At 66.9% G+C, this 18,406-nt stretch carries 17 protein-coding genes and 1 pseudogene; 15 read left to right on the top strand and 3 right to left on the bottom strand.

Going from position 1 to position 18,406, the window contains the following annotated elements:
- Position 1: 1 nt before the first annotated feature.
- The 3 genes from NMQ03_RS15890 to NMQ03_RS21240 all read left to right on the top strand — a co-directional run bounded on the left by NMQ03_RS15890 (position 2) and on the right by NMQ03_RS21240 (position 3,747).
- Positions 2-1,333, top strand: coding sequence for a geranylgeranyl reductase family protein (locus NMQ03_RS15890; RefSeq protein ID WP_255172971.1), 1,332 nt, complete (start codon positions 2-4; stop codon positions 1,331-1,333).
- Entirely contained in the window at positions 1,330-2,430 is a 1,101-nt protein-coding gene (locus tag NMQ03_RS15885) for a polyprenyl synthetase family protein (RefSeq protein WP_255172970.1), read from the top strand. The genes NMQ03_RS15890 and NMQ03_RS15885 overlap by 4 nt, the downstream gene beginning before the upstream one ends.
- 867 nt (positions 2,431-3,297) lie before the next feature.
- Positions 3,298-3,747: an endonuclease domain-containing protein gene (locus NMQ03_RS21240; protein ID WP_369693222.1), complete on the top strand. Its 450-nt coding sequence runs from the start codon at positions 3,298-3,300 to the stop codon at positions 3,745-3,747.
- A gap of 104 nt (positions 3,748-3,851) precedes the next feature.
- On the opposite strand, the gene NMQ03_RS15875 is transcribed toward NMQ03_RS21240, so the two are convergent.
- Entirely contained in the window at positions 3,852-4,280 is a 429-nt protein-coding gene (locus NMQ03_RS15875; RefSeq protein ID WP_175316201.1) for a hypothetical protein, read from the bottom strand.
- 51 nt (positions 4,281-4,331) lie between these two features.
- Entirely contained in the window at positions 4,332-4,985 is a 654-nt protein-coding gene (locus tag NMQ03_RS15870) for a trimeric intracellular cation channel family protein (RefSeq protein ID WP_255172968.1), read from the bottom strand.
- Positions 4,986-5,045: 60 nt separating this feature from the next.
- Between NMQ03_RS15870 and NMQ03_RS15865 the strand changes: the two genes are divergently transcribed.
- The 6 genes from NMQ03_RS15865 (at position 5,046) to NMQ03_RS15840 (ending at position 11,766) form a co-directional block, all read left to right on the top strand.
- Complete coding sequence (locus tag NMQ03_RS15865) at positions 5,046-5,903, top strand: sirohydrochlorin chelatase (protein WP_255172967.1); 858 nt, start codon at positions 5,046-5,048, stop codon at positions 5,901-5,903.
- 54 nt (positions 5,904-5,957) lie between these two features.
- Entirely contained in the window at positions 5,958-7,703 is a 1,746-nt protein-coding gene (locus tag NMQ03_RS15860; RefSeq protein ID WP_255172966.1) for a nitrite/sulfite reductase, read from the top strand.
- Entirely contained in the window at positions 7,703-8,431 is a 729-nt protein-coding gene (locus tag NMQ03_RS15855; protein ID WP_255172965.1) for a phosphoadenylyl-sulfate reductase, read from the top strand. Before NMQ03_RS15860 ends, NMQ03_RS15855 begins: the two co-directional genes overlap by 1 nt.
- Positions 8,428-9,372, top strand: coding sequence for a sulfate adenylyltransferase subunit CysD (gene cysD, locus NMQ03_RS15850; protein WP_255172964.1), 945 nt, complete (start codon positions 8,428-8,430; stop codon positions 9,370-9,372). Before NMQ03_RS15855 ends, cysD begins: the two co-directional genes overlap by 4 nt.
- Positions 9,372-10,778: a sulfate adenylyltransferase subunit 1 gene (locus tag NMQ03_RS15845; RefSeq protein WP_255172963.1), complete on the top strand. Its 1,407-nt coding sequence runs from the start codon at positions 9,372-9,374 to the stop codon at positions 10,776-10,778. The genes cysD and NMQ03_RS15845 overlap by 1 nt, the downstream gene beginning before the upstream one ends.
- 214 nt (positions 10,779-10,992) lie before the next feature.
- Positions 10,993-11,766, top strand: coding sequence for a hypothetical protein (locus tag NMQ03_RS15840; protein WP_255172962.1), 774 nt, complete (start codon positions 10,993-10,995; stop codon positions 11,764-11,766).
- 5 nt (positions 11,767-11,771) lie between these two features.
- Here NMQ03_RS15840 and NMQ03_RS15835 read toward each other — a convergent pair whose 3' ends face one another.
- A complete protein-coding gene (locus NMQ03_RS15835; protein ID WP_255172961.1) occupies positions 11,772-12,239 on the bottom strand; it encodes an SRPBCC family protein in 468 nt (155 codons plus the stop codon).
- 75 nt (positions 12,240-12,314) lie between these two features.
- Between NMQ03_RS15835 and NMQ03_RS15830 the strand changes: the two genes are divergently transcribed.
- The 6 genes and pseudogenes from NMQ03_RS15830 to cobA all read left to right on the top strand — a co-directional run bounded on the left by NMQ03_RS15830 (position 12,315) and on the right by cobA (position 18,397).
- Positions 12,315-13,481 (top strand): RtcB family protein, encoded by a 1,167-nt coding sequence (locus NMQ03_RS15830; protein ID WP_255172960.1) that lies wholly within the window; start codon positions 12,315-12,317, stop codon positions 13,479-13,481.
- 130 nt (positions 13,482-13,611) lie between these two features.
- Positions 13,612-14,734, top strand: a pseudogene (locus tag NMQ03_RS15825) (ABC transporter substrate-binding protein).
- Positions 14,735-14,761: 27 nt separating this feature from the next.
- Positions 14,762-15,487: an ABC transporter ATP-binding protein gene (locus NMQ03_RS15820; RefSeq protein ID WP_159631168.1), complete on the top strand. Its 726-nt coding sequence runs from the start codon at positions 14,762-14,764 to the stop codon at positions 15,485-15,487.
- Positions 15,477-16,511 carry an ABC transporter permease gene (locus NMQ03_RS15815; RefSeq protein ID WP_255172959.1) on the top strand — a complete coding sequence of 345 codons (1,035 nt, stop codon included), beginning with the start codon at positions 15,477-15,479 and terminating at the stop codon, positions 16,509-16,511. Before NMQ03_RS15820 ends, NMQ03_RS15815 begins: the two co-directional genes overlap by 11 nt.
- Positions 16,512-16,601: 90 nt before the next feature.
- On the top strand, positions 16,602-17,060 hold the full coding sequence (locus NMQ03_RS15810) for an SRPBCC family protein (RefSeq protein WP_255172958.1): 459 nt from the start codon (positions 16,602-16,604) through the stop codon (positions 17,058-17,060).
- Between the two features lie 74 nt (positions 17,061-17,134).
- Entirely contained in the window at positions 17,135-18,397 is a 1,263-nt protein-coding gene (gene cobA / locus NMQ03_RS15805; protein ID WP_255172957.1) for a uroporphyrinogen-III C-methyltransferase, read from the top strand.
- The last annotated feature ends 9 nt before the right edge of the window (positions 18,398-18,406 follow it).

Genomic DNA, 18,406 nt, shown 5'->3' with positions numbered 1-18,406 from the left:
TGTGAAGGTACTGATTGTCGGCGCCGGTCCGGCCGGATCCACCGCCGCGTACTACCTGGCCAAGGCCGGCCTCGAGGTAACAGTCCTGGAAAAGACCTCGTTTCCGCGGGAGAAGGTCTGCGGTGACGGGCTGACCCCGCGCGCCGTCCGCGAAATCCAGAAGCTCGGCCTGCCGCACCCGGAGAACGACGGCTGGCGCCGGAACAAGGGCCTGCGCCTGATCGCCGGCGGCCGCACCATCGAGCTGCCCTGGCCCGAGGTGTCCGACTTTCCGCAATACGGATTGATCCGCACGCGCCTGGGCTTCGACGAGGAACTGGCGCGGCACGCCGAGGCCGCCGGGGCCACCATCCTCGAGCGGCACAGCGTGACCGAAGCCCTCCGGGACGACGCCGGCCGGGTCACCGGTGTCCGCGCAGCGCTCCTGGACGCGTCCGGACGCAAGACGGGGGAGACGAGCGAGTTCAGTGCCGACGTCGTCCTAGCTGCCGACGGCAACTCCACGCGCACCGCCGTGTCCCTGGGGATCCAGAAGCGCGATGACCGCCCCCTGGGCGTCGCTGTCCGCACCTACTTCACCTCCCCGCGCACCGACGACGACTGGATGGAAGGCTGGCTGGAGCTCCCCGGCCGAGACGGCAAGCTGTTGCCCGGCTACGGCTGGGTGTTCGGCGTCGGCGACGGCACGTCCAACGTGGGCCTGGGCATCCTGAACTCCTCCAAGGAGTTCGGCAAGCTCGACTACAAGCAGGTCCTCCGTGAATGGACCGCGGGGATGCCCGCCGACTGGGGCTTCACGCCGGAGAACCAGGTGGGCGAAATCCGCGGTGCCGCCCTGCCCATGGGCTTCAACCGCACCCCGCACTACTCGCCCGGCCTGCTCCTGCTGGGCGACGCCGGCGGCATGGTCTCGCCCTTCAACGGCGAGGGTATCTCCTACGCCATGGAGTCCGCGCGGTTCGCCGCCGAATTCATCATCGACGCCTCCTCACGCACGGCTGCTTCGGGCGGAACGTACGACGCCGATGCGCACCTTGCGCGGTACGCGGACTATGTGCGGAACCATTGGGGATCGCACTTCACGCTTGGGCGGGCCTTCGCCGCGCTGATCGGGAAGCCGGCCGTCATGAAGCTCGCACTGCGCACCGGCATGCCCATCCCCGTGCTGATGCGGTTCGTGGTCCGGCTTCTGGCCAACCTCACAGACCCCGCCGCAAAGGGCTTCGAGGACCGGGTGATCCGCGTCCTGGAATCACTGGTTCCGGCCACATCCAATACCCCGTCAGCTCCGAACCAGCGGTATCCGCAACAAAAAGTTAGGGTTAACCCGTGACCAACTCCGCAGACCACAGCTGGACGCACGCCGGGCACGGCCTGCCGGACTCCGAACCCAGCCTCAACACCACCGCCATCGCCACGGGCCTCCAGCTGCCTGCAGGCTTTGCGGCCATCGCGGGGGACGCCGAGCTGGGCCCGGCCATCACCAACAACCTGGCCAAGGTGGAGAAGAAGCTCCGCGAAGCCATCGCCAACTCGGATCCCCTGGCTGACGCAACGTCGCGCCACCTGGTGGAAGCCGGCGGCAAGCGGATCCGTCCACTGCTGACCCTGCTGTGTGCCCACCTCGGTGACGCGTCCCTGCCCGCCGTGGTGCAGGCCGCCGTCGTGGTGGAACTGACGCACCTGGCAACCCTTTACCACGACGACGTCATGGACTCCGCGCCCTTCCGCCGCGGCGCTCCCACGGCTCACGAGGTGTGGGGCAACTCCGTCGCCGTCCTGACCGGAGACCTGATCTTTGCCCGTGCCTCGATCCTGGTCTCCGAGCTGGGCGGCCGCGCACTGGGCATCCAGGCGCGCACCTTCGAGCGGCTGTGCCTGGGCCAGCTGCACGAGACCGTCGGTCCGCGTCCGGACGAGGATCCCGTGGCGCACTACCTCTCCGTCATCGCAGACAAGACCGGATCGCTGGTTGCCGCCTCCGGCCAGTTCGGCGCCATCTTCTCCGGCGCCGACGAGGCCTACGAGGACGTCCTGGTGGAGTACGGCGAGAAGGTGGGCGTGGCCTTCCAGCTCGCCGATGACGTCATCGATGTCACCGGAGTGAAGGTCAAGTCCGGCAAGTCGCCGGGAACCGACCTGCGCGAAGGGGTACCCACCCTGCCGGTGCTGCTCCTGCGCAAGGCTGCCGCTGATGGCGACCAGTCCGCGGTCGACCTCCTGAAGCTGATCGACGGCGACCTGTCCTCGGACGAGGCGCTGGCTGCCGCCGTTGCCGGACTGCGCGAGCACCCTGTCACCGCGGAGTCCTGGGTGGTGGCGCGGCAGTGGGCCAAGGAAGCCATTGAAGCGCTCGCTCCGCTGCCCGAGGGCGTGGTCAAGGAGTCACTGTCCAACTTCGCCCTGGCTGTGGTGGACCGCGCCAGCTGATTACTGTCCGTTAGGAGCCCGGGACCCTCTGGCTGATCCAGCCGCGAGGTGCCGGGCTTCTTCGTTGTGCCGGTCCGGCCGTGGCAGCCGGGCTTAACGGGATAGCCCCGGTCCTCAACAACCGAAGCTGCTGTGAACCGGGGCTATCTCTCCGTTCGCATCAGACCCGCCGGAGGCGTTTAGCGGATCCGTGAATAGCTTATGACAAGTTTGTCATAACGCGCAAGTCCTCTGTAACTGTGTGTGTCAAAGAGTTTTCAGCCAGCTCCGCTTACTGCCGTGGAAGAGTACTCGCTCAATTGCGTGATTTATAGCTGGACCGGCGGTTCCACACCCCTCAAGTACGCGGGACTGGATTCCTGCACAGCCAAAAAATCACGCAATCGCGTCAGCGACTGTGCGGCCGTTATTCACATGGCCAGAATCCTCTGCTTCGTCGAGGGCTGCGCACGGCCACGATGAGGGATGGACATCTGCGACTACCTGGCCAGGCGTGGGGGAGCAGCCCGCTCTCTCGAACTGCAAAGGGTCGGCTTCACGCGTACCCGTGTGGGACAGTCGGTGGCGCTGGGCCTCGTGATAAGAATCAGGCGCGGTGTCTATGCACTGCCGGGCGATGGACGGGTTGCAAGGGCTCTGACAGCCGGCGGGCGGCTCACGTGTTTGTCCGCCGCGCCCATCTACCAGCTGTGGACTCTGAACGACCCATCTGACCTGCACCTAAGCCGGAGTCACCCCACCCATACGTCCGGAGTCGTTGACCATGGTAAGCCCAAGCATTCGCGGCATCCCTGGCTGCCTGCGCTGGGGCTCGCGGATGTGCTTCTTCATGCGTTGCACTGCCTGCCGGAAATGGAGGCCCTGGTGATGGTGCAGTCAGCTGTGGGCGCCGGAGCCATTTCACTCGATTTCCTTTACGCGCGCTGCCAGGGACGCCGCAACGGGCGCGCCCGGTCGGTTTTGGACCTGGTGATTCCCCGCGCGGACTCCGTGCTGGAGGTACTCGCGAATGTCTATTTCGCTCGGGCTGGACTACGGGTTCGGCGGCATGTCTACATTGCCGGAGTTGGAGAGGTGGATTTCCTGGTCGAGGAGTGCCTGGTGGTGGAGACGGATGGCTCAACGCACTTCGAGCCGAAGTCCATCAAGCGGGACCAGCGGCGCAACAACCGGAGCATCGTTGGGGGCTACCTGGTGCTGCGCTACTACTATGAGGACGTCATCCACCGTCCCGAAGCCATGGTCGCGGAGGTCAAGGCGGTGCTGCGGGTGTGGCGAAGGCCGGCAAACAGCAGGCCTGGCGACCTGTTTGCGTGATTTACGGGGTGTTAACCAGCGAGTGCCCCTGCAAACGCAGGGGCACTCGCCAAGGTCCGGTCCATAAGTGACGCATTTACGTCAACGAAAGAAAAGGGAGCCCTTTACTCTTCCTCTTCGTCCTCGAACGCCCACTCGAACATGTCGAAGACGAACTCGGAGAAGGTGCCTTCCTCGGACTTCCACTGGCCGCGGGCATTGTTGCGGCGGTACACGATGGGGTCCGGGACGCTGAGGTCGCCCACGCGGAAGCCCCAGGTGAATGCTTCCTCTTCGTCTTCGAGGAACATAAGGAAGCCTTCGTCGTCGACCTCGAGCTCTTCAGGGTCCCAGAAGTAGTGGTAGGCCTCCATCAGGTCCTCGCAGCCGCCCAGTGCAAGGTAGAACTCGCGCAGGACCAGGGGGATCTCGAATTGGTGGTCTGCGAGGGCCTTGTCCAGCTCCTCGGGCGTCAGGCCGTCCGCTTCCTGCCATTCATCCTCGAGATACTTCGGAACAAGCGCGCGGAACTTCTCGAGGAACATGTCAGTCATGCTCATATCCTAGCTAATCGCGGCGCTCCCAAAATGACATGGAAACCAACGTCACAGCCCTGAATCGCCTGCCCTCCGGTGCCACCCGCGGACGGCAAGCGGCGCCTGCCAGGAGCGCCGCCACGCCAGGATGCGGAACGTGAAGACCAGCGCCGCAATCCCGCCTGCTGTCAGCACGTTGAACACGCCAAGGACCCAGAGCACCGCTGTCAGCGAGGACCCCACGAACGCGGGCAGTGCGTAAATGTCCTTTGGGTTGAATAGCTCGGGCACCTCGTTGGCCGTGATGTCCCGGAGCAGGCCGCCGCCCACCGCCGACGTCACCCCGAGCAGTACTGAGGCCACCGGGTTGAGACCGGTGGCCAGCGCCTTGATGGTGCCGGTCATGCAGAACAGGGCCAGGCCGGCGGCGTCGAACAGGGTCAACAGCGAGGTGTAGCGCTGGACGCTGGAGAACAGGAAGAACACCAGCACGGTGGCCAGCAGCGGTGGTGCCAGATACGCCGGGTTGGTGAAGGCCGCCGGAACTATGCCCAGGATGATGTCGCGGATGACGCCGCCGCCAAGCCCTACCAGGGAGGCCAGCAGCAGGGATCCCACAATGTCGATCTGCTTCCGCGCCGCCAGCAGCGAGCCCGATACCGCGAAGAAGAACACGCCCAGCAGGTCCAGCCACACCGGGGAGTTGTCAAAGGCGAATGTCATGGGGCGTCCCGGCATTTCAAAGAGGGCGGACAGGGCGGCTCCAACGTTACGCTAGCCCCTATGAACAGCCCCATCATGATCGCCTGTGCCCATGGGACGTCCAACACACAGGGGGCCGCGGAGGTCAACGCCCTGCGCGCCGCCATCGCGGAACTGCGCCCGGGCCTCGATGTCCGGGAAGCCTATGTGGACGTCCAGCAGCCGGACCTGGTGGATGTGGTGGCGGGCCTGCCGGAGGGGCAAGCTGCGGTGGTGGTGCCGCTCCTGCTGAGCGTTGGATACCACGTGAAGGTTGACATCGCCCGGGCCGTGAAGAGCCGGCCGGGCAGTGCCGCCGCAGCACCGCTTGGCCCCGACCAGCGACTCGCGGCCCTGCTGGACCAGCGGCTCCGCGAGGCCGGCACCACCGACAATGACGTCATCGTCCTGGCCGCTGCGGGCTCATCCAACCCCAACGCCGCCGTGAGCGTCGAGGAGTTGCTGGGCCAGCTCCGGGCCTTGCGGTCCAACCGGATGGTGGCCGCCTACGGTGCCTCCGCCCAGCCTTCAGTGCCCGACGCCGTCGCCATGCTCCGCGAAGAGCTCGCCGGGGGTGCCGGGGCGGGGGAGTCCGCCGGAGCGGTCGACGTCGGCGGCCGGGTGGTGATTGCCTCGTATCTCCTGGCGCCGGGCTTCTTCCACGACCAGCTGGCGAAGGCGGGTGCCGACGTCGTGACCCGGCCCCTGCTGCCGTCCCCGACACTCGCGGAGATCGCGCTCGACAGGTACGACGCCGCCGTCGCCGCCATGGACGGAACTCCCGCGGAAGCACCCGCGGCGGCCTCCGCCGAAGCCCCGGACAAGGCTCCCGCCGATGCACAGCAGGATGGGTTCTTCAAGGCCCTCCAGCGTTTCGTGACGAAATATTTCCCTAGGTGACTTAGCGTTTCCGGGCCTTTGTGACGGTATTCGGCGCCGCCCTACAGTCGATGCATGACTGATACAGCTCTAGCCGGAGCGTCGGCGGACCCCGCTGCCCCCAAGCGCCCCGCCCGCCCGTCCCGCCCCGCTGCGAAGCCGCATGGCCAGTGGAAAGTGGACGGCAAGACGCCGCTGAACGCCAACGAAACCTGGAAGCAGGAAGACGACGGCCTGAACGTCCGCGAGCGTATCGAGACCATCTACGCCAAGGAAGGCTTCGACGCCATCCCCGGCCAGGACCTGCACGGCCGTTTCCGCTGGTGGGGCCTGTACACCCAGCGCAAGCAGGGGATCGACGGCGGCAAGACCGCCACCTTGGAGCCGCACGAGCTCGAAGACAAGTACTTCATGCTGCGCGTGCGCATCGATGGCGGCGCGCTCACTACCGAGCAGCTGCGCGTCATCGGCCAGATCTCCGTGGACTTCGCCCGGGACTCCGCCGACCTCACCGACCGCCAGAACATCCAGCTGCACTGGATCCGGGTCGAAGACATCCCGGAGATCTGGAACCGACTGGAGTCCGTGGGCCTGTCCACCACCGAAGCCTGCGGCGACGTGCCCCGTGTCATCCTGGGCTCGCCCGTGGCCGGGATCGCCAAGGACGAGATCATCGACCCCACCCCGCTCATCGCCGAGCTGGGGGAGCGGTTCATCGGCAACCCGCTGCTGTCCAACCTGCCCCGCAAGTACAAGACCGCCATCACCGGCCACCCCAGCCAGGATGTGGTCCATGAGATCAACGACTGCGCGTTCGTGGGCATCGAACACCCGGAACTCGGCGCCGGCTACGACCTCTGGGTTGGCGGCGCGCTGTCCACCAATCCCATGCTGGGCAAGCGCCTCGGTGCGTTCGTGAAGCCGGACCAGGCCGCGGACGTGTGGCTGGGCGTCACCAGCATCTTCCGCGACTACGGCTACCGCCGCATGCGCACCAAGGCCCGCCTGAAGTTCCTGCTGGCCGACTGGGGCCCGGAGAAGTTCCGCCAGATCCTCGAGGACGAATACCTGGGCTACAAGCTGGCCGACGGCCCCGCTGCGCCCAAGCCCGCCACCCCGGGCGACCACGTGGGCGTGCACGAGCAGAAGGACGGCAAGTTCTTCATCGGTGCCACCCCGATCGCAGGCCGCCTTTCCGGGTCCGGCCTGTTCAAGCTCGCGGACACCCTGGAGTCCCGCGGCTCGTACCGGCTGCGCACCACCCCGCACCAGAAAATCGTGGTCCTCGATGTGGAAAAGGACCAGGTGGAGCCGCTCATCGCCGAACTGGACGGTCTGGGCCTGTCCGCCCGCCCGTCCGTCTTCCGGCGCGGCACCATTGCCTGCACCGGCATCGAGTACTGCAAGCTGGCCATCGTAGAGACCAAGTACACGGCCGCTACCGCCGTCGCCGAACTCGAGCGCCGCCTGGCAGACCTCGCCGGCTCGGGCCAGCTGCCGCAGGCACTGTCGCTGCACATCAACGGCTGCCCCAACTCCTGCGCCCGCATCCAGACGGCGGACATCGGCCTGAAGGGCATGATGCTGCCAACGCCCGACGGCGACCCCTCCCCGGGTTTCCAGGTCCACCTGGGCGGCGGGCTGGCCAACAACGACCGCGAGGAAGCCGGGCTGGGACGCACCGTCCGCGGCCTGAAGGTCTACGTCAACGACCTGCCCGACTATGTGGAGCGCGTGGTCCGCCGGTTCGTGGCCGACCGCGCCGAAGGCCAGACCTTCGCCGAATGGGCCCACGCAGCAGACGAGGAGGCACTGCAGTAATGGCAAAACATCTCGCACCCGCACCCGCCAAGCGCCCTGCCGAAGAGCTCAAGGCCATTGCAGAAGCCGGCGCCGCTGAGCTCGGCTGGGACGCCCCCGCCCGCGACGTGATCGCGTGGGTGGAGCGCAACTTCGACCTGCCCGCCGTCGCCGTCGCCTGCTCCATGGCCGACGCCGTCCTGCCGGCCCTGGTCGCTGACCAGATGCCCGGCGTCGACGTCCTGTTCCTGGAGACCGGCTACCATTTCCCGGAAACCTACGCCACGCGCGACGAGGTGGCCGCGAACCTCCGCGTCAACGTGGTGGACGTGCTGCCGGAGAATACCGTGGAACAGCAGGACCGGCTCCTGGGCAAGGACCTCTTTGCCCGTGACGCCGCCCAGTGCTGCGCCCTGCGCAAAGTGGCGCCGCTGCAGCGCACGCTCGCCGGCTACGAACTGTGGTTCACCGGCGTCCGCCGCGACGAAGCCCCCACCCGCACCAACACGCCGCTGGTCACCTGGGACGAAAAGAACGGCCTGGTCAAGGTCAACCCCATGGCAGCGTGGACGTTCGACCAGTTGGTCCAGTACTCGGACGACAACCTTTTGCCCGTCAACCCGCTGCTTTCCCAGGGTTACCCCTCCATTGGCTGCCAGCCCTGCACCCGCAAGGTGGCGCCCGGCGAAGATCCCCGAGCCGGCCGCTGGGCAGGATCCGACAAGACAGAATGCGGACTACACGTATGAGCACTTCACTTACCGAGGAGACCCAGGTGACCGAGGCCGGCGTCTCAACCCGACTGTCCAGCCTGGACACCCTTGAGTCCGAGGCCATCCACATCATCCGCGAGGTTGTCGCCGAGTTCGAGAAGCCTGCGCTGCTGTTCTCCGGCGGCAAGGACTCCGTGGTGATGCTGCACCTGGCCACCAAGGCCTTCTGGCCGGGCAAGGTCCCCTTCCCCGTGCTGCACGTGGACACCGGCCACAACTTCCCCGAGGTCATCGACTTCCGCGACCGGACCGTTGAGCGCCTGGGCCTGAAACTGGTGGTGGGCTCCGTGCAGGAGTTCATCGACCGCGGTGAGCTGGCTGAGCGTGCCGACGGAACCCGCAACCCGCTGCAGACCGTGCCGCTGCTGGACGCCATCCAGCAGAACAAATTCGACGCCGTCTTCGGTGGCGGCCGCCGCGACGAGGACAAGGCCCGCGCCAAGGAGCGCATCCTGAGCCTTCGCGACGAGTTCGGCCAGTGGGACCCCCGTAACCAGCGCCCCGAGCTGTGGAACCTCTATAACGGCCGCCACACTGTGGGCCAGCACGTCCGTGCGTTCCCCATCAGCAACTGGACCGAACTGGACATCTGGCGCTACATCGAGCGCGAGAGCATCGAACTGCCCGGCCTGTACTACGCCCACGAACGCGAAGTCTTCGCCCGCGACGGCATGTGGCGCGCAGTGGGTGAAGTGTCCCAGCCGCGCCCCGATGAGGAAGTCATCACCAAGACCGTCCGCTACCGCACCGTAGGGGACATGTCCTGCACCGGTGCCGTGGAGTCCAACGCGTACACGGTGTCCGACGTCGTGGTCGAAGTCGCCGCCTCCACCCTGACCGAACGTGGCGCCACCCGCGCAGATGACCGCATCTCCGAGGCCGCCATGGAAGACCGCAAGAAGGACGGGTACTTCTAATGACCACCGAAGCAGTTCTCCCGGCGGACCTGGAAACGGCCCTGCCCACCACCCTCTTCCGCTTTGCCACGGCAGGATCGGTCGACGACGGAAAGTCCACTTTGGTGGGCCGCCTCCTGCACGATTCGAAGGCAATCCTGGCCGACCAGCTCGACGCCGTGGCCCGTACCTCCGCGGACCGCGGATTTGGCGGTGACAAGGGCGGCATCGACCTGGCCCTGCTGACTGACGGCCTGCGTGCAGAGCGCGAACAGGGCATCACCATCGACGTGGCCTACCGCTACTTCGCCACCGACCAGCGCAGCTTCATCCTGGCCGACTGCCCCGGGCACGTGCAGTACACCAAGAACACGGTGACGGGCGCGTCCACTGCGGATGCCGTCGTCGTCCTCATTGACGCCCGCAAGGGTGTCCTGGAGCAGACCCGCCGGCACCTGTCCGTGCTGCAGCTGCTGCGTGTGGCCCACGTGATCGTGGCCGTGAACAAGATCGACCTGGTGGACTTCAGCGAGTCGGTGTTCCGCGACATCGAAGCCGACGTGCAACAGGTGGGCCGCGAACTGGGCCTGGGCTCCGACGGAATCAGCGACCTGCTGGTGATCCCCGTCTCCGCACTCGACGGCGACAACGTGGTGGAGCGCTCTGAGCGCACCCCGTGGTACACCGGCCCCGCGCTGCTGGAGGTCCTCGAAACCCTCCCCGCCGCCGATGAGCTCGAGAGCCACCTGGAAAGCTTCCGCTTCCCCGTGCAGCTGGTCATCCGGCCCCAGGGTGCGCTGGCTCCCGACGCCGTCGCCGCCGGGCTGGATGTAGAGGCCTACCGCGACTACCGCGCGTATGCCGGCCAGATCACGGAAGGTTCGGTGAAGATGGGTGACCAGGTGTCCGTGCTGACGCCGGGCCAGTCGCCGCGGACCACTACCGTGGTGGGCATCGACTTCGCCGGCTCCTCCCTGCAGGAAGCCGCCGCCCCGCAGTCCGTGGCCATCCGGCTGGCGGACGAGTTCGATGTCGCCCGCGGTGACACCATCGCCGCCGCCGGCACGGTCCGCGAAGCCTCTGCCGACCTCTACGCCGCCCTGTGCTGGCTGTCCCCGAAGCCGCTCCGCGAGGGCCAGAAGGTCCTGGTCAAGCACGGCACCCGCACCGTCCAGGCGATGGTCCGCAGCGTCTCCGGCAAGCTGGACCTGGCCACCTTCAAGCTCGAAGGTGCCTCCAGCCTGGAGCTCAACGACATCGGGCACGCGCAGCTCCGCCTCGCCGCCCCGTTGCCGCTGGAGAACTACCTGCACCACCGCCGCACCGGCGCGTTCCTGGTGATCGATCCGCTCGACGGCAACACCCTGGCCGCGGGCCTGGTCAAGGACCACCCGGGCGACCACGAGGACGAGCGCTACAGCATCTAGGTCCGCCCACATCGCTGGAACCCTGCGGGGCCGCCGTATCGTTACGGCGGCCCCGCAGTGTTTCCGGCGATTTCGAGGGCCTGCGGTAATCCGCACAATAAACCGCAAAGGTTCCCCCCGAACCTTTCGTGGCCGCGGGCGGCATGGGAAGCTCAGGCATCGCTTCGCCGGTGCCGCGATTCCAGGTTCCGGCCTGTTCGTTGAGGGGGACACGATGCCGGCCATCCACCGGTGGAACACCAAAACCGCTATCCGTTTCGCACGCGACGCCCGCGAATGGGGAATCCTCCCGCGCCGGGCGCTGATCATCGCTTTGCTGCCTTTGGGCATCGCCCTCGCAACCGCGGCCGCCGTCCTGCACCCGCCACTCTTCATCTGGCTCCTCGACGAGGACTCCCTGGTCGAATGGCTCCAGTTCTTCTCCCTGGCGGCTGCAGGCATCTTCCTGCCCCTCCTGGCGTTCCGCCTGTCCAGAACCGGGCACAAGATCATGGCATTGCTTTACGGGGTGGTCACCGCCGGCGTCTGGTTCCTGGCAGGGGAGGAGATCTCCTGGGGACAACGTATCTTCGGCTGGCAGACACCGGAAGCCATGGAGGCGATCAACCGCCAGGGGGAGACCACCGTGCACAACATTGGTGGTGTGCAGGAACTGGTACCCGCCGCCATGCTGCTGGCAAGCCTTTACGGCGCCTGTGCTCCCTTGGTCTGGAACGCCTTCCGCGGCCGCTGGAAGCACCTGGAGTCTGCACACCTGCTGGTTCCGCCCCTTTGCGTGGTGCCGGCCTTCGGGCTGGCGGCGGCCTACCGTCTCTTCCGCCTGCTGGTCTGGCCCGCACCTGACTACGGTATCTCCGAGTACGGCGAAGTGATGGAGCTTTCCCTGTATCTGGGACTCGCGCTGTTCTGCTGGTTCAACCTGCGCCGCCTGATGGTTGCCAGGGCCGCCGCCCGCACCCCGAGGCACCGGCTTACCGCCACGGCGTAAGTTCCCTATTCGGCTTCGCCCGCCCGCGGCCAGCGCCGGCTGTCACCTTCAAGGATTGCCTTGAGTTTCTGCAGGTCCTTCCGGGTCTCCCGGCGGATCATTGGTTCCATAACCAGGCTTACCAGGCGGGAGAAACCCGAGGGGCTCCCGCTGTTGCCGAGCGTCATGCGCGTCCCACCGTCGTCGTCCGTCCATGTGTAGGTGGTCTGCATGGGGAAGGGGCCCTGGGCGGTGCGCATCACCAATCTCTCACCGGGGACGTACTCCACGAACTCGTAGGTGTAGTTGAGCTCCCGGCCCAGGAACTTCGCAGTGAATGCGACCTTCGAGCCGGGGCCCAGGGGACTGCTGTCCAGCCGCTGCGATTTGTGGATGTTGACGTACCACCGGGGCGCATTTTCGGGGTTCGCCGCAAAGCCAGCAACTTCCTCACGCGGCCTGTCGATGTGGATATCCGTCTGGACACTGACCATTGCTGCATCTCCTTTCGAAGCGCGGGTTTAGCCTAGGACTTACCCTAGTCCTGGTCACCGCGGCGGGAGGCGGCAATGGAAACCATCAGCCCGAAGCTTCTCAACTGGGCGTCCATCCTGGATGACAAAACCCGCGCGCAGGCCGTGATGACGGCGGCCCTGCCGTTCATCTACCCCCACCTGGCGCTGATGCCGGACGCGCACCTGGGCAAGGGGGCCACCGTGGGATCCGTCATCCCCACCCTGCGCGCCATCATCCCGGCGGCCGTGGGCGTGGACATCGGCTGCGGCATGATTGCGGTGCGCACCCAGTACTCCGTGAAGGACCTGCCGAAAGACCGGAAGCGCCTCCGGGAGGATATCGAGCGGGTCATCCCGCTGTCCGCCGGGCACAACAACAGGAGCGTCCTGCCCACGGCGGAGCCGCGGATCGCCGAGCTCAAACGGCGGGCCGCGAAAGCCGGGTTCAACCCCGCCCAATACGTTCCCAAGTGGGAGCTGCAGCTGGGGTCCCTGGGCTCCGGGAACCACTTCATCGAAATCTCCGCAGATGAGGACGACGGCGTGTGGCTCTTCCTGCATTCGGGCTCGCGGGGCGTCGGCAACAGGATCGCCCAGCACCACATCGGGGTGGCCCAGCACGTGAGCCGCAAGAACCAGATCTACCTGCCGGATCCTGACCTGGCGTACCTGGATGAGGGCACGCCTCAGTTTGAGCGCTACATCGCAGAACTGCGGTGGGCCCAGCACTTCGCTCTGCTGAACCGGGAGGAAATGATGGACCGGGTGGCTGCCCAGTTCAGCCGCTGGGTGGGAGGCAAGGTGCGCGAGCTTGAGCGGATCAACTGCCACCACAACTTCACAGAGCAGGAGACGCACTACGGCAAGCCGGTCTGGGTGTCCCGCAAGGGTGCCATCAAAGCCGCGCACGGCGATCCCGGATTGATCCCCGGATCCATGGGGACGGCGTCGTATGTGGTGGAAGGCAGGGGCAACCCGGCGTCGCTGAACTCGTCCCCGCACGGGGCAGGGCGGGAATACTCACGCAACGCAGCCCGCAAGGCCTTCACCCTGGAGGAACTGAAGCGGGCCATGAAGGGCATTGAGTTCCGGGCGTCGGAGGCCTTCATCGACGAGATCCCGGCCGCGTACAAGCCGATCGACCAGGTCATGCAGGACGCCGCGGACCTGGTGACGGTGCGGCACAAGCTGCGGCAGTTGGTCAACGTCAAAGGCAACTGACTCTGCGAAACCGGGCAGCAGTGCGGCGGAATGTGACGCTAAATGAACGTGCGTGACCCCCCGTTTCCGCCTCATTGAACGGGTTGGGGCCGCTCCCTATGGTGAAACAATGACTAGTTCCAAGCCCGGGATGACCCGCATCGTGGCAGGCGAGAGCGCGGTCCCCACGCGCAGGCGCGCCGTCGAGGCTGCCCTGGCCATAGGGCTGGTCCTGCTGATCGCTATCGGGGCCATTGTTGCCTCCAACATCTCCCGCAACACCGAGGCGCAGGCCGCCGAGCCCACCCCGGCCGCAGAGCTGAAACTGGGGTACTTCGGCAACGTCACGCACGCCCCCGCCCTGGTCGGGGTCAAAAAAGGGTTCCTGGCTGAGGCCCTGGGCGGCACCAAGCTCAGCACCGAGACGTTCAACGCCGGACCCGCAGCCATCGAAGCCCTCAACGCAGGGGCCATCGACGCCGCCTACATCGGCCCGAACCCCGCCATCAACTCCTTCGCCAAGAGCCAGGGCCAGTCAGTGCGCGTGATCGCCGGAGCCGCGGCAGGCGGTGCCCAGCTGGTGGTCAAGCCCGGCATCACCTCCGCCGCGGACCTCAGGGGCAGGACGCTCGCCTCCCCGCAGCTGGGCGGCACCCAGGACGTGGCCCTGCGCGCGTGGCTCACCAAGCAGGGCTACAAGACCAACGTGGACGGCAGCGGCGACGTCGCCATCAACCCCACGGACAACGCCCAGACCCTCAAGCTGTTCCAGGACGGAAAGCTCGACGGCGCGTGGCTGCCTGAGCCCTGGGCGTCACGCCTGGTGCTCCAGGCCGGAGCCAAGGTCCTCGTGGACGAAAAGGACCTGTGGGACGGGGCAGGCACCGGCAAGCCCGGAGAGTTCCCCACCACCATCCTGATCGTGAACCAGACGTTCGCCGCCGACCACCCGGACACCGTCAAGGCGCTGCTGGCCGGGCATGCCAAGTCGGTCGCATGGCTCAACTCGGCACCGGCCGACGAGAAGGCTGCACTGGTCAATGAAGCCCTGCAGGAATCCGCCGGGGCCGCACTGCCGGCTGATGTGCTGAACCGTTCCCTCGCCAACATCACCTTCACCCTCGACCCGCTGAAGCTACCCCAAACTGCTGCAGGACGGGGTGGACGCCGGCACCACCAAGAAGGCTGACATCAACGGCCTCTTCGACCTCACCGCGCTTAACCAGGTCACCGGCGCCGGCAGGATTTCGGCAGCCGGCCTCGGCCAGGACTGACCCCCACCACTACCTAAGGACGCCACCATGCCAGTCGTACTGGAACACCTGGGCAAGCGCTTCGGCGACGGCGCCCCGGTACTGGACGACGTCAACGCCAACATCAAGCAGGGCGAGTTCGTTGCCCTCCTTGGTGCCTCCGGCTGCGGCAAATCCACCCTCCTGAACATCATCGCGGGACTGGAAGCGCCGACGTCGGGCGCCCTGGAAGTGCCCAGCGACGGCGCCGCCTTCATGTTCCAGGACGCGGCACTCTTCCCGTGGCTCACCGCCCGGGAGAACATCGAGCTGGCCCTGAAACTGCGTGGAGTGGGCAAGGCCGAACGCCGCACCAAGGCCCAGGAACTCCTCGAACTGGTGCACCTGGGATCCGCGGGGGACAAGCGCCCGCACGAACTGTCCGGCGGCATGCGCCAGCGCGTATCCCTGGCCCGCTCCCTGGCCCAGGACCGGCAGCTGCTGCTCATGGATGAACCGTTCGCCGCACTGGACGCCATCACCCGCGACCTGCTGCACGACGAACTCGAGCGCATCTGGAAGGAAACCGGGCGGACCATTGTCTTCGTCACCCACAACGTCCGGGAGGCTGTCCGGCTGGGCCAGCGCGTCCTGCTGCTCTCCTCCCGCCCCGGCCGCGTGGTCCAGGAATGGGACGTCACCGAGGAACACCGAACCGATGCCGGGCTCGCCGGCCAGCTGACCGGGGTCATCACCGCCCGGCTGCGTGAGGAGATTCGCCGCCATGCCAAGTAAGTCCCTGTCCGGCTCCGCGCCGGATGCCGCCCCCGCCCCTTCGCGGGACGGCTTTCGTCCTTCGGACGAAGCGTCCCGCTCCGACAGGCCCGATGCCACTCCCTGGGCGGCATCCGGCGCTGCGCCTGCAGCCCACGTGCACGCCGCCTTGACGCGGACGTCCACGGGCAATGAGGACCTGCGCGAGCTCGAATCCGGGCTGGACTCCCTGCAGTCCGACGCCGACCGCAAGCACCGCGTCGACTGGAGCCGGATACTCCTGCCGGCGGCCGCGCTGGTGGTCCTGGTGCTCATCTGGCAGTTCTACGTCTCGCTCGGCGTGAAGCGGCGCGACCTGGTTCCGGGGCCGCTGGACGTGGTGACGCAGATGGGCGTCCTGTGGGGCGACGGCAAGTTCCAGGAAGCGATCTGGACCTCGCTGCAGCGCGGGGTGGTGGGCTTCCTGATTTCGGTGGCCATTGCCACTCCTGTGGGCCTGCTGCTGGCCCAGGTTGCCCCGCTTCGACGCGCATTCGGGCCGCTGATCTCCGGCCTGCAGGTGCTGCCATCCGTGGCCTGGGTTCCCGCGGCCATCATCTGGTTCGGCCTCACGGATGCCACTGTTTATTTCGTGGTGTTCATGGGCGCCATCCCGTCCATCATCAACGGCCTCATCTCCGGCGTGGACCAGATCCCGCCGCAGTACCGGCGCGTGGGGACCGTCCTGGGCGCGTCCCGGCTGCAGATGGCTCTGCAGGTGATCCTTCCCGCCGCACTGCCCGGCTACCTCAGCGGCCTCAAGCAGGGGTGGGCCTTCTCCTGGCGCTCACTCATGGCGGCGGAGATCATCGCGGTGGGCGGCACCATCGGCTTCGGCCTGGGATCCATGCTGGACCAGGGCCGCGACCTGTCCGACATGACCATCGTGATGGCTGCCATCCTGCTGATCCTCGGCGTCGGCATCCTCATCGAGCTGCTGGTCTTCGGACCCATCGAGAAGCGGCTGCTGCGGCGCCGGGGCCTCCTGGTAAGCAGTACCCGCTGACCCAGCCCCTCCCCAACGCACCCTCAGAGCCCGACGGCGACCTCCCGCCGTCGGGCTCTGCTGTTCCCTGACGCATGGCAGACTGGCGCCATGACCGTCAGCTTCGTATGCCGCACCGAGTCGCCGCTGCCCGCGGAGCAGCTGTTCGACCTGGCGCGCAGCATCGACCTGCATGTGGACTCCCAGCAGAAATCAGGGGAGCGGGCGATCGGCGGCGTCACCAGGGGCCTGATCGGAGAAGGCCAGGAGGTGACCTGGCGGGCAAAACACTTCGGCATTCCACTGACCATGACCAGCCGGATCACCCACGTGGACTTCCCCCGCAGCTTCACCGACGAACAGGTCAAGGGGCCGTTCACGTCATTCCGGCACGTCCATGAGTTCGCATCAACCGCCACGGGGAGCACTATGACGGACAGAGTGGAGTTCACCGCCCCGCTGGGAGTCCTGGGCCGCGCCGTCGAGCGCCTCTTCCTGGCCCGGTACCTCGAACGGCTGATCCGGGACCGCGGCAGCTTCCTCGCCGGCAGTATGGCAGATTTTTTGTGACGCAGCGTTACCTTACGTGAACTGGTGTTGCTGACCCTTTGTGGGCCAATGTGACGCCGCCCTACCGTTGATTCATGGCAATTCAGGACATATACCCCACGGCGCTGCGGCTGCTCGGCCGCCCCGTGCTGGTGGTGGGCGGCGGCCCGGTTGCGGCCCGCCGCGCCAAGGGACTGCTCGACGCCGGTGCCCTGGTCACCGTCGTGGCCCCGGTTGCCTCGCCCGCGCTGCAGGAGATGGCCGACGCCGGCCTGCTCACTTGGGAAGCGCGGCCTTACCTTTCCAGCGACGTCGACGGCGTCTGGTTCGTCCAGACCGCAACAGGCGCTCCTGAGGTGGACGCCCAGGTATCGGCGGACGCCGAGGCGCAGCGGGTTTGGTGCGTCAACGCCTCCAACCATGAAGCTTCTGCCGCCTGGACCCCCGCGGTCGCTGAGGTGGACGACGTCAAGATTGCCATCAACGCCGGGGGAGACCCCCGCCGTGCCATGGCCGTCCGCGACGCCGTCGCCACCGCCCTGGAGACCGGCGATCTTCCGCTGCGCCGCCGCCGTGCCCACCAGGGAAGCGTGGCCCTCGTTGGTGGCGGCCCCGGCGATACCGGCCTCATCACCGTCCGCGGGCGCCGGCTCCTGGGGCAGGCCGACGTCGTGGTCGCCGACCGCCTCGGCCCCCGCGAACTGCTGAATGAACTCGCCCCGGACGTCCGCGTCATCGAAGTGGGCAAGACCCCCGGCCACCACCCGGTGCCGCAGGCGGAAATCAACCGCATCCTGGTGGAGGAAGCGCTCAAGGGAAACCGGGTGGTCCGGCTCAAGGGCGGCGACCCGTACGTGTTGGGACGCGGCGGCGAGGAAGCCGAATACTGCCGCCAGCACGGAGTCGAGGTTGAGGTGGTCTCCGGCGTTACGTCCGCCATCTCTGTACCCGCAGCCGCAGGCATTCCCGTCACCCACCGCGGCCTGGCCAAGGGCTTCAGCGTGGTCACCGGACACGAGGAACTCTCCGAGGTTCCTGCCCGCGCAGACCACACCATTATCCTGCTCATGGGCGTGGGCCAGCTCCGCGAATCCGCGTCCGCGCTGGGCGAAGCCGGGCTGCCTGCAGGCACCCCTGTTGGTATCGTGGAAAACGGCTATTTGCCGGACCAGCGCGTCACGATCGGCACGCTCGGTTCCATCGCCGACCAGGCCCAGGCGGCCGGCGTCGCAAATCCTGCCGTGATTGTCATCGGTGACGTGGTGCGCGTGAGCCCGTTTGCGCCGTCGCACTTCAAGACCGCTGACTACAGCACCACCACCCCGAACAGCCCCCGCAAGACCGTCCTCACCACCTGAAACCCATCG

This window comes from Arthrobacter sp. DNA4 (genome assembly GCF_024362385.1).
GTDB lineage: Bacteria > Actinomycetota > Actinomycetes > Actinomycetales > Micrococcaceae > Arthrobacter.
This window is presented reverse-complemented; position numbering and strand designations above follow the sequence as displayed.

Bases quoted from the DNA above. Each gene is read 5' to 3' on its own strand.
- NMQ03_RS15860 (WP_255172966.1), top strand. From the start codon at position 5,958: ATGACTGATACAGCTCTAGCCGGAGCGTCGGCGGACCCCGCTGCCCCC.
- NMQ03_RS21240 (WP_369693222.1), top strand. From the start codon at position 3,298: ATGGTGCAGTCAGCTGTGGGCGCCGGAGCCATTTCACTCGATTTCCTT.
- cysD (WP_255172964.1), top strand. From the start codon at position 8,428: ATGAGCACTTCACTTACCGAGGAGACCCAGGTGACCGAGGCCGGCGTC.
- NMQ03_RS15855 (WP_255172965.1), top strand. From the start codon at position 7,703: ATGGCAAAACATCTCGCACCCGCACCCGCCAAGCGCCCTGCCGAAGAG.
- NMQ03_RS15815 (WP_255172959.1), top strand. From the start codon at position 15,477: ATGCCAAGTAAGTCCCTGTCCGGCTCCGCGCCGGATGCCGCCCCCGCC.
- NMQ03_RS15820 (WP_159631168.1), top strand. From the start codon at position 14,762: ATGCCAGTCGTACTGGAACACCTGGGCAAGCGCTTCGGCGACGGCGCC.
- NMQ03_RS15810 (WP_255172958.1), top strand. From the start codon at position 16,602: ATGACCGTCAGCTTCGTATGCCGCACCGAGTCGCCGCTGCCCGCGGAG.
- NMQ03_RS15875 (WP_175316201.1), bottom strand. From the start codon at position 4,280: ATGACTGACATGTTCCTCGAGAAGTTCCGCGCGCTTGTTCCGAAGTAT.
- NMQ03_RS15865 (WP_255172967.1), top strand. From the start codon at position 5,046: ATGAACAGCCCCATCATGATCGCCTGTGCCCATGGGACGTCCAACACA.
- NMQ03_RS15830 (WP_255172960.1), top strand. From the start codon at position 12,315: ATGGAAACCATCAGCCCGAAGCTTCTCAACTGGGCGTCCATCCTGGAT.
- NMQ03_RS15870 (WP_255172968.1), bottom strand. From the start codon at position 4,985: ATGACATTCGCCTTTGACAACTCCCCGGTGTGGCTGGACCTGCTGGGC.
- NMQ03_RS15835 (WP_255172961.1), bottom strand. From the start codon at position 12,239: ATGGTCAGTGTCCAGACGGATATCCACATCGACAGGCCGCGTGAGGAA.
- NMQ03_RS15845 (WP_255172963.1), top strand. From the start codon at position 9,372: ATGACCACCGAAGCAGTTCTCCCGGCGGACCTGGAAACGGCCCTGCCC.
- NMQ03_RS15840 (WP_255172962.1), top strand. From the start codon at position 10,993: ATGCCGGCCATCCACCGGTGGAACACCAAAACCGCTATCCGTTTCGCA.
- cobA (WP_255172957.1), top strand. From the start codon at position 17,135: ATGGCAATTCAGGACATATACCCCACGGCGCTGCGGCTGCTCGGCCGC.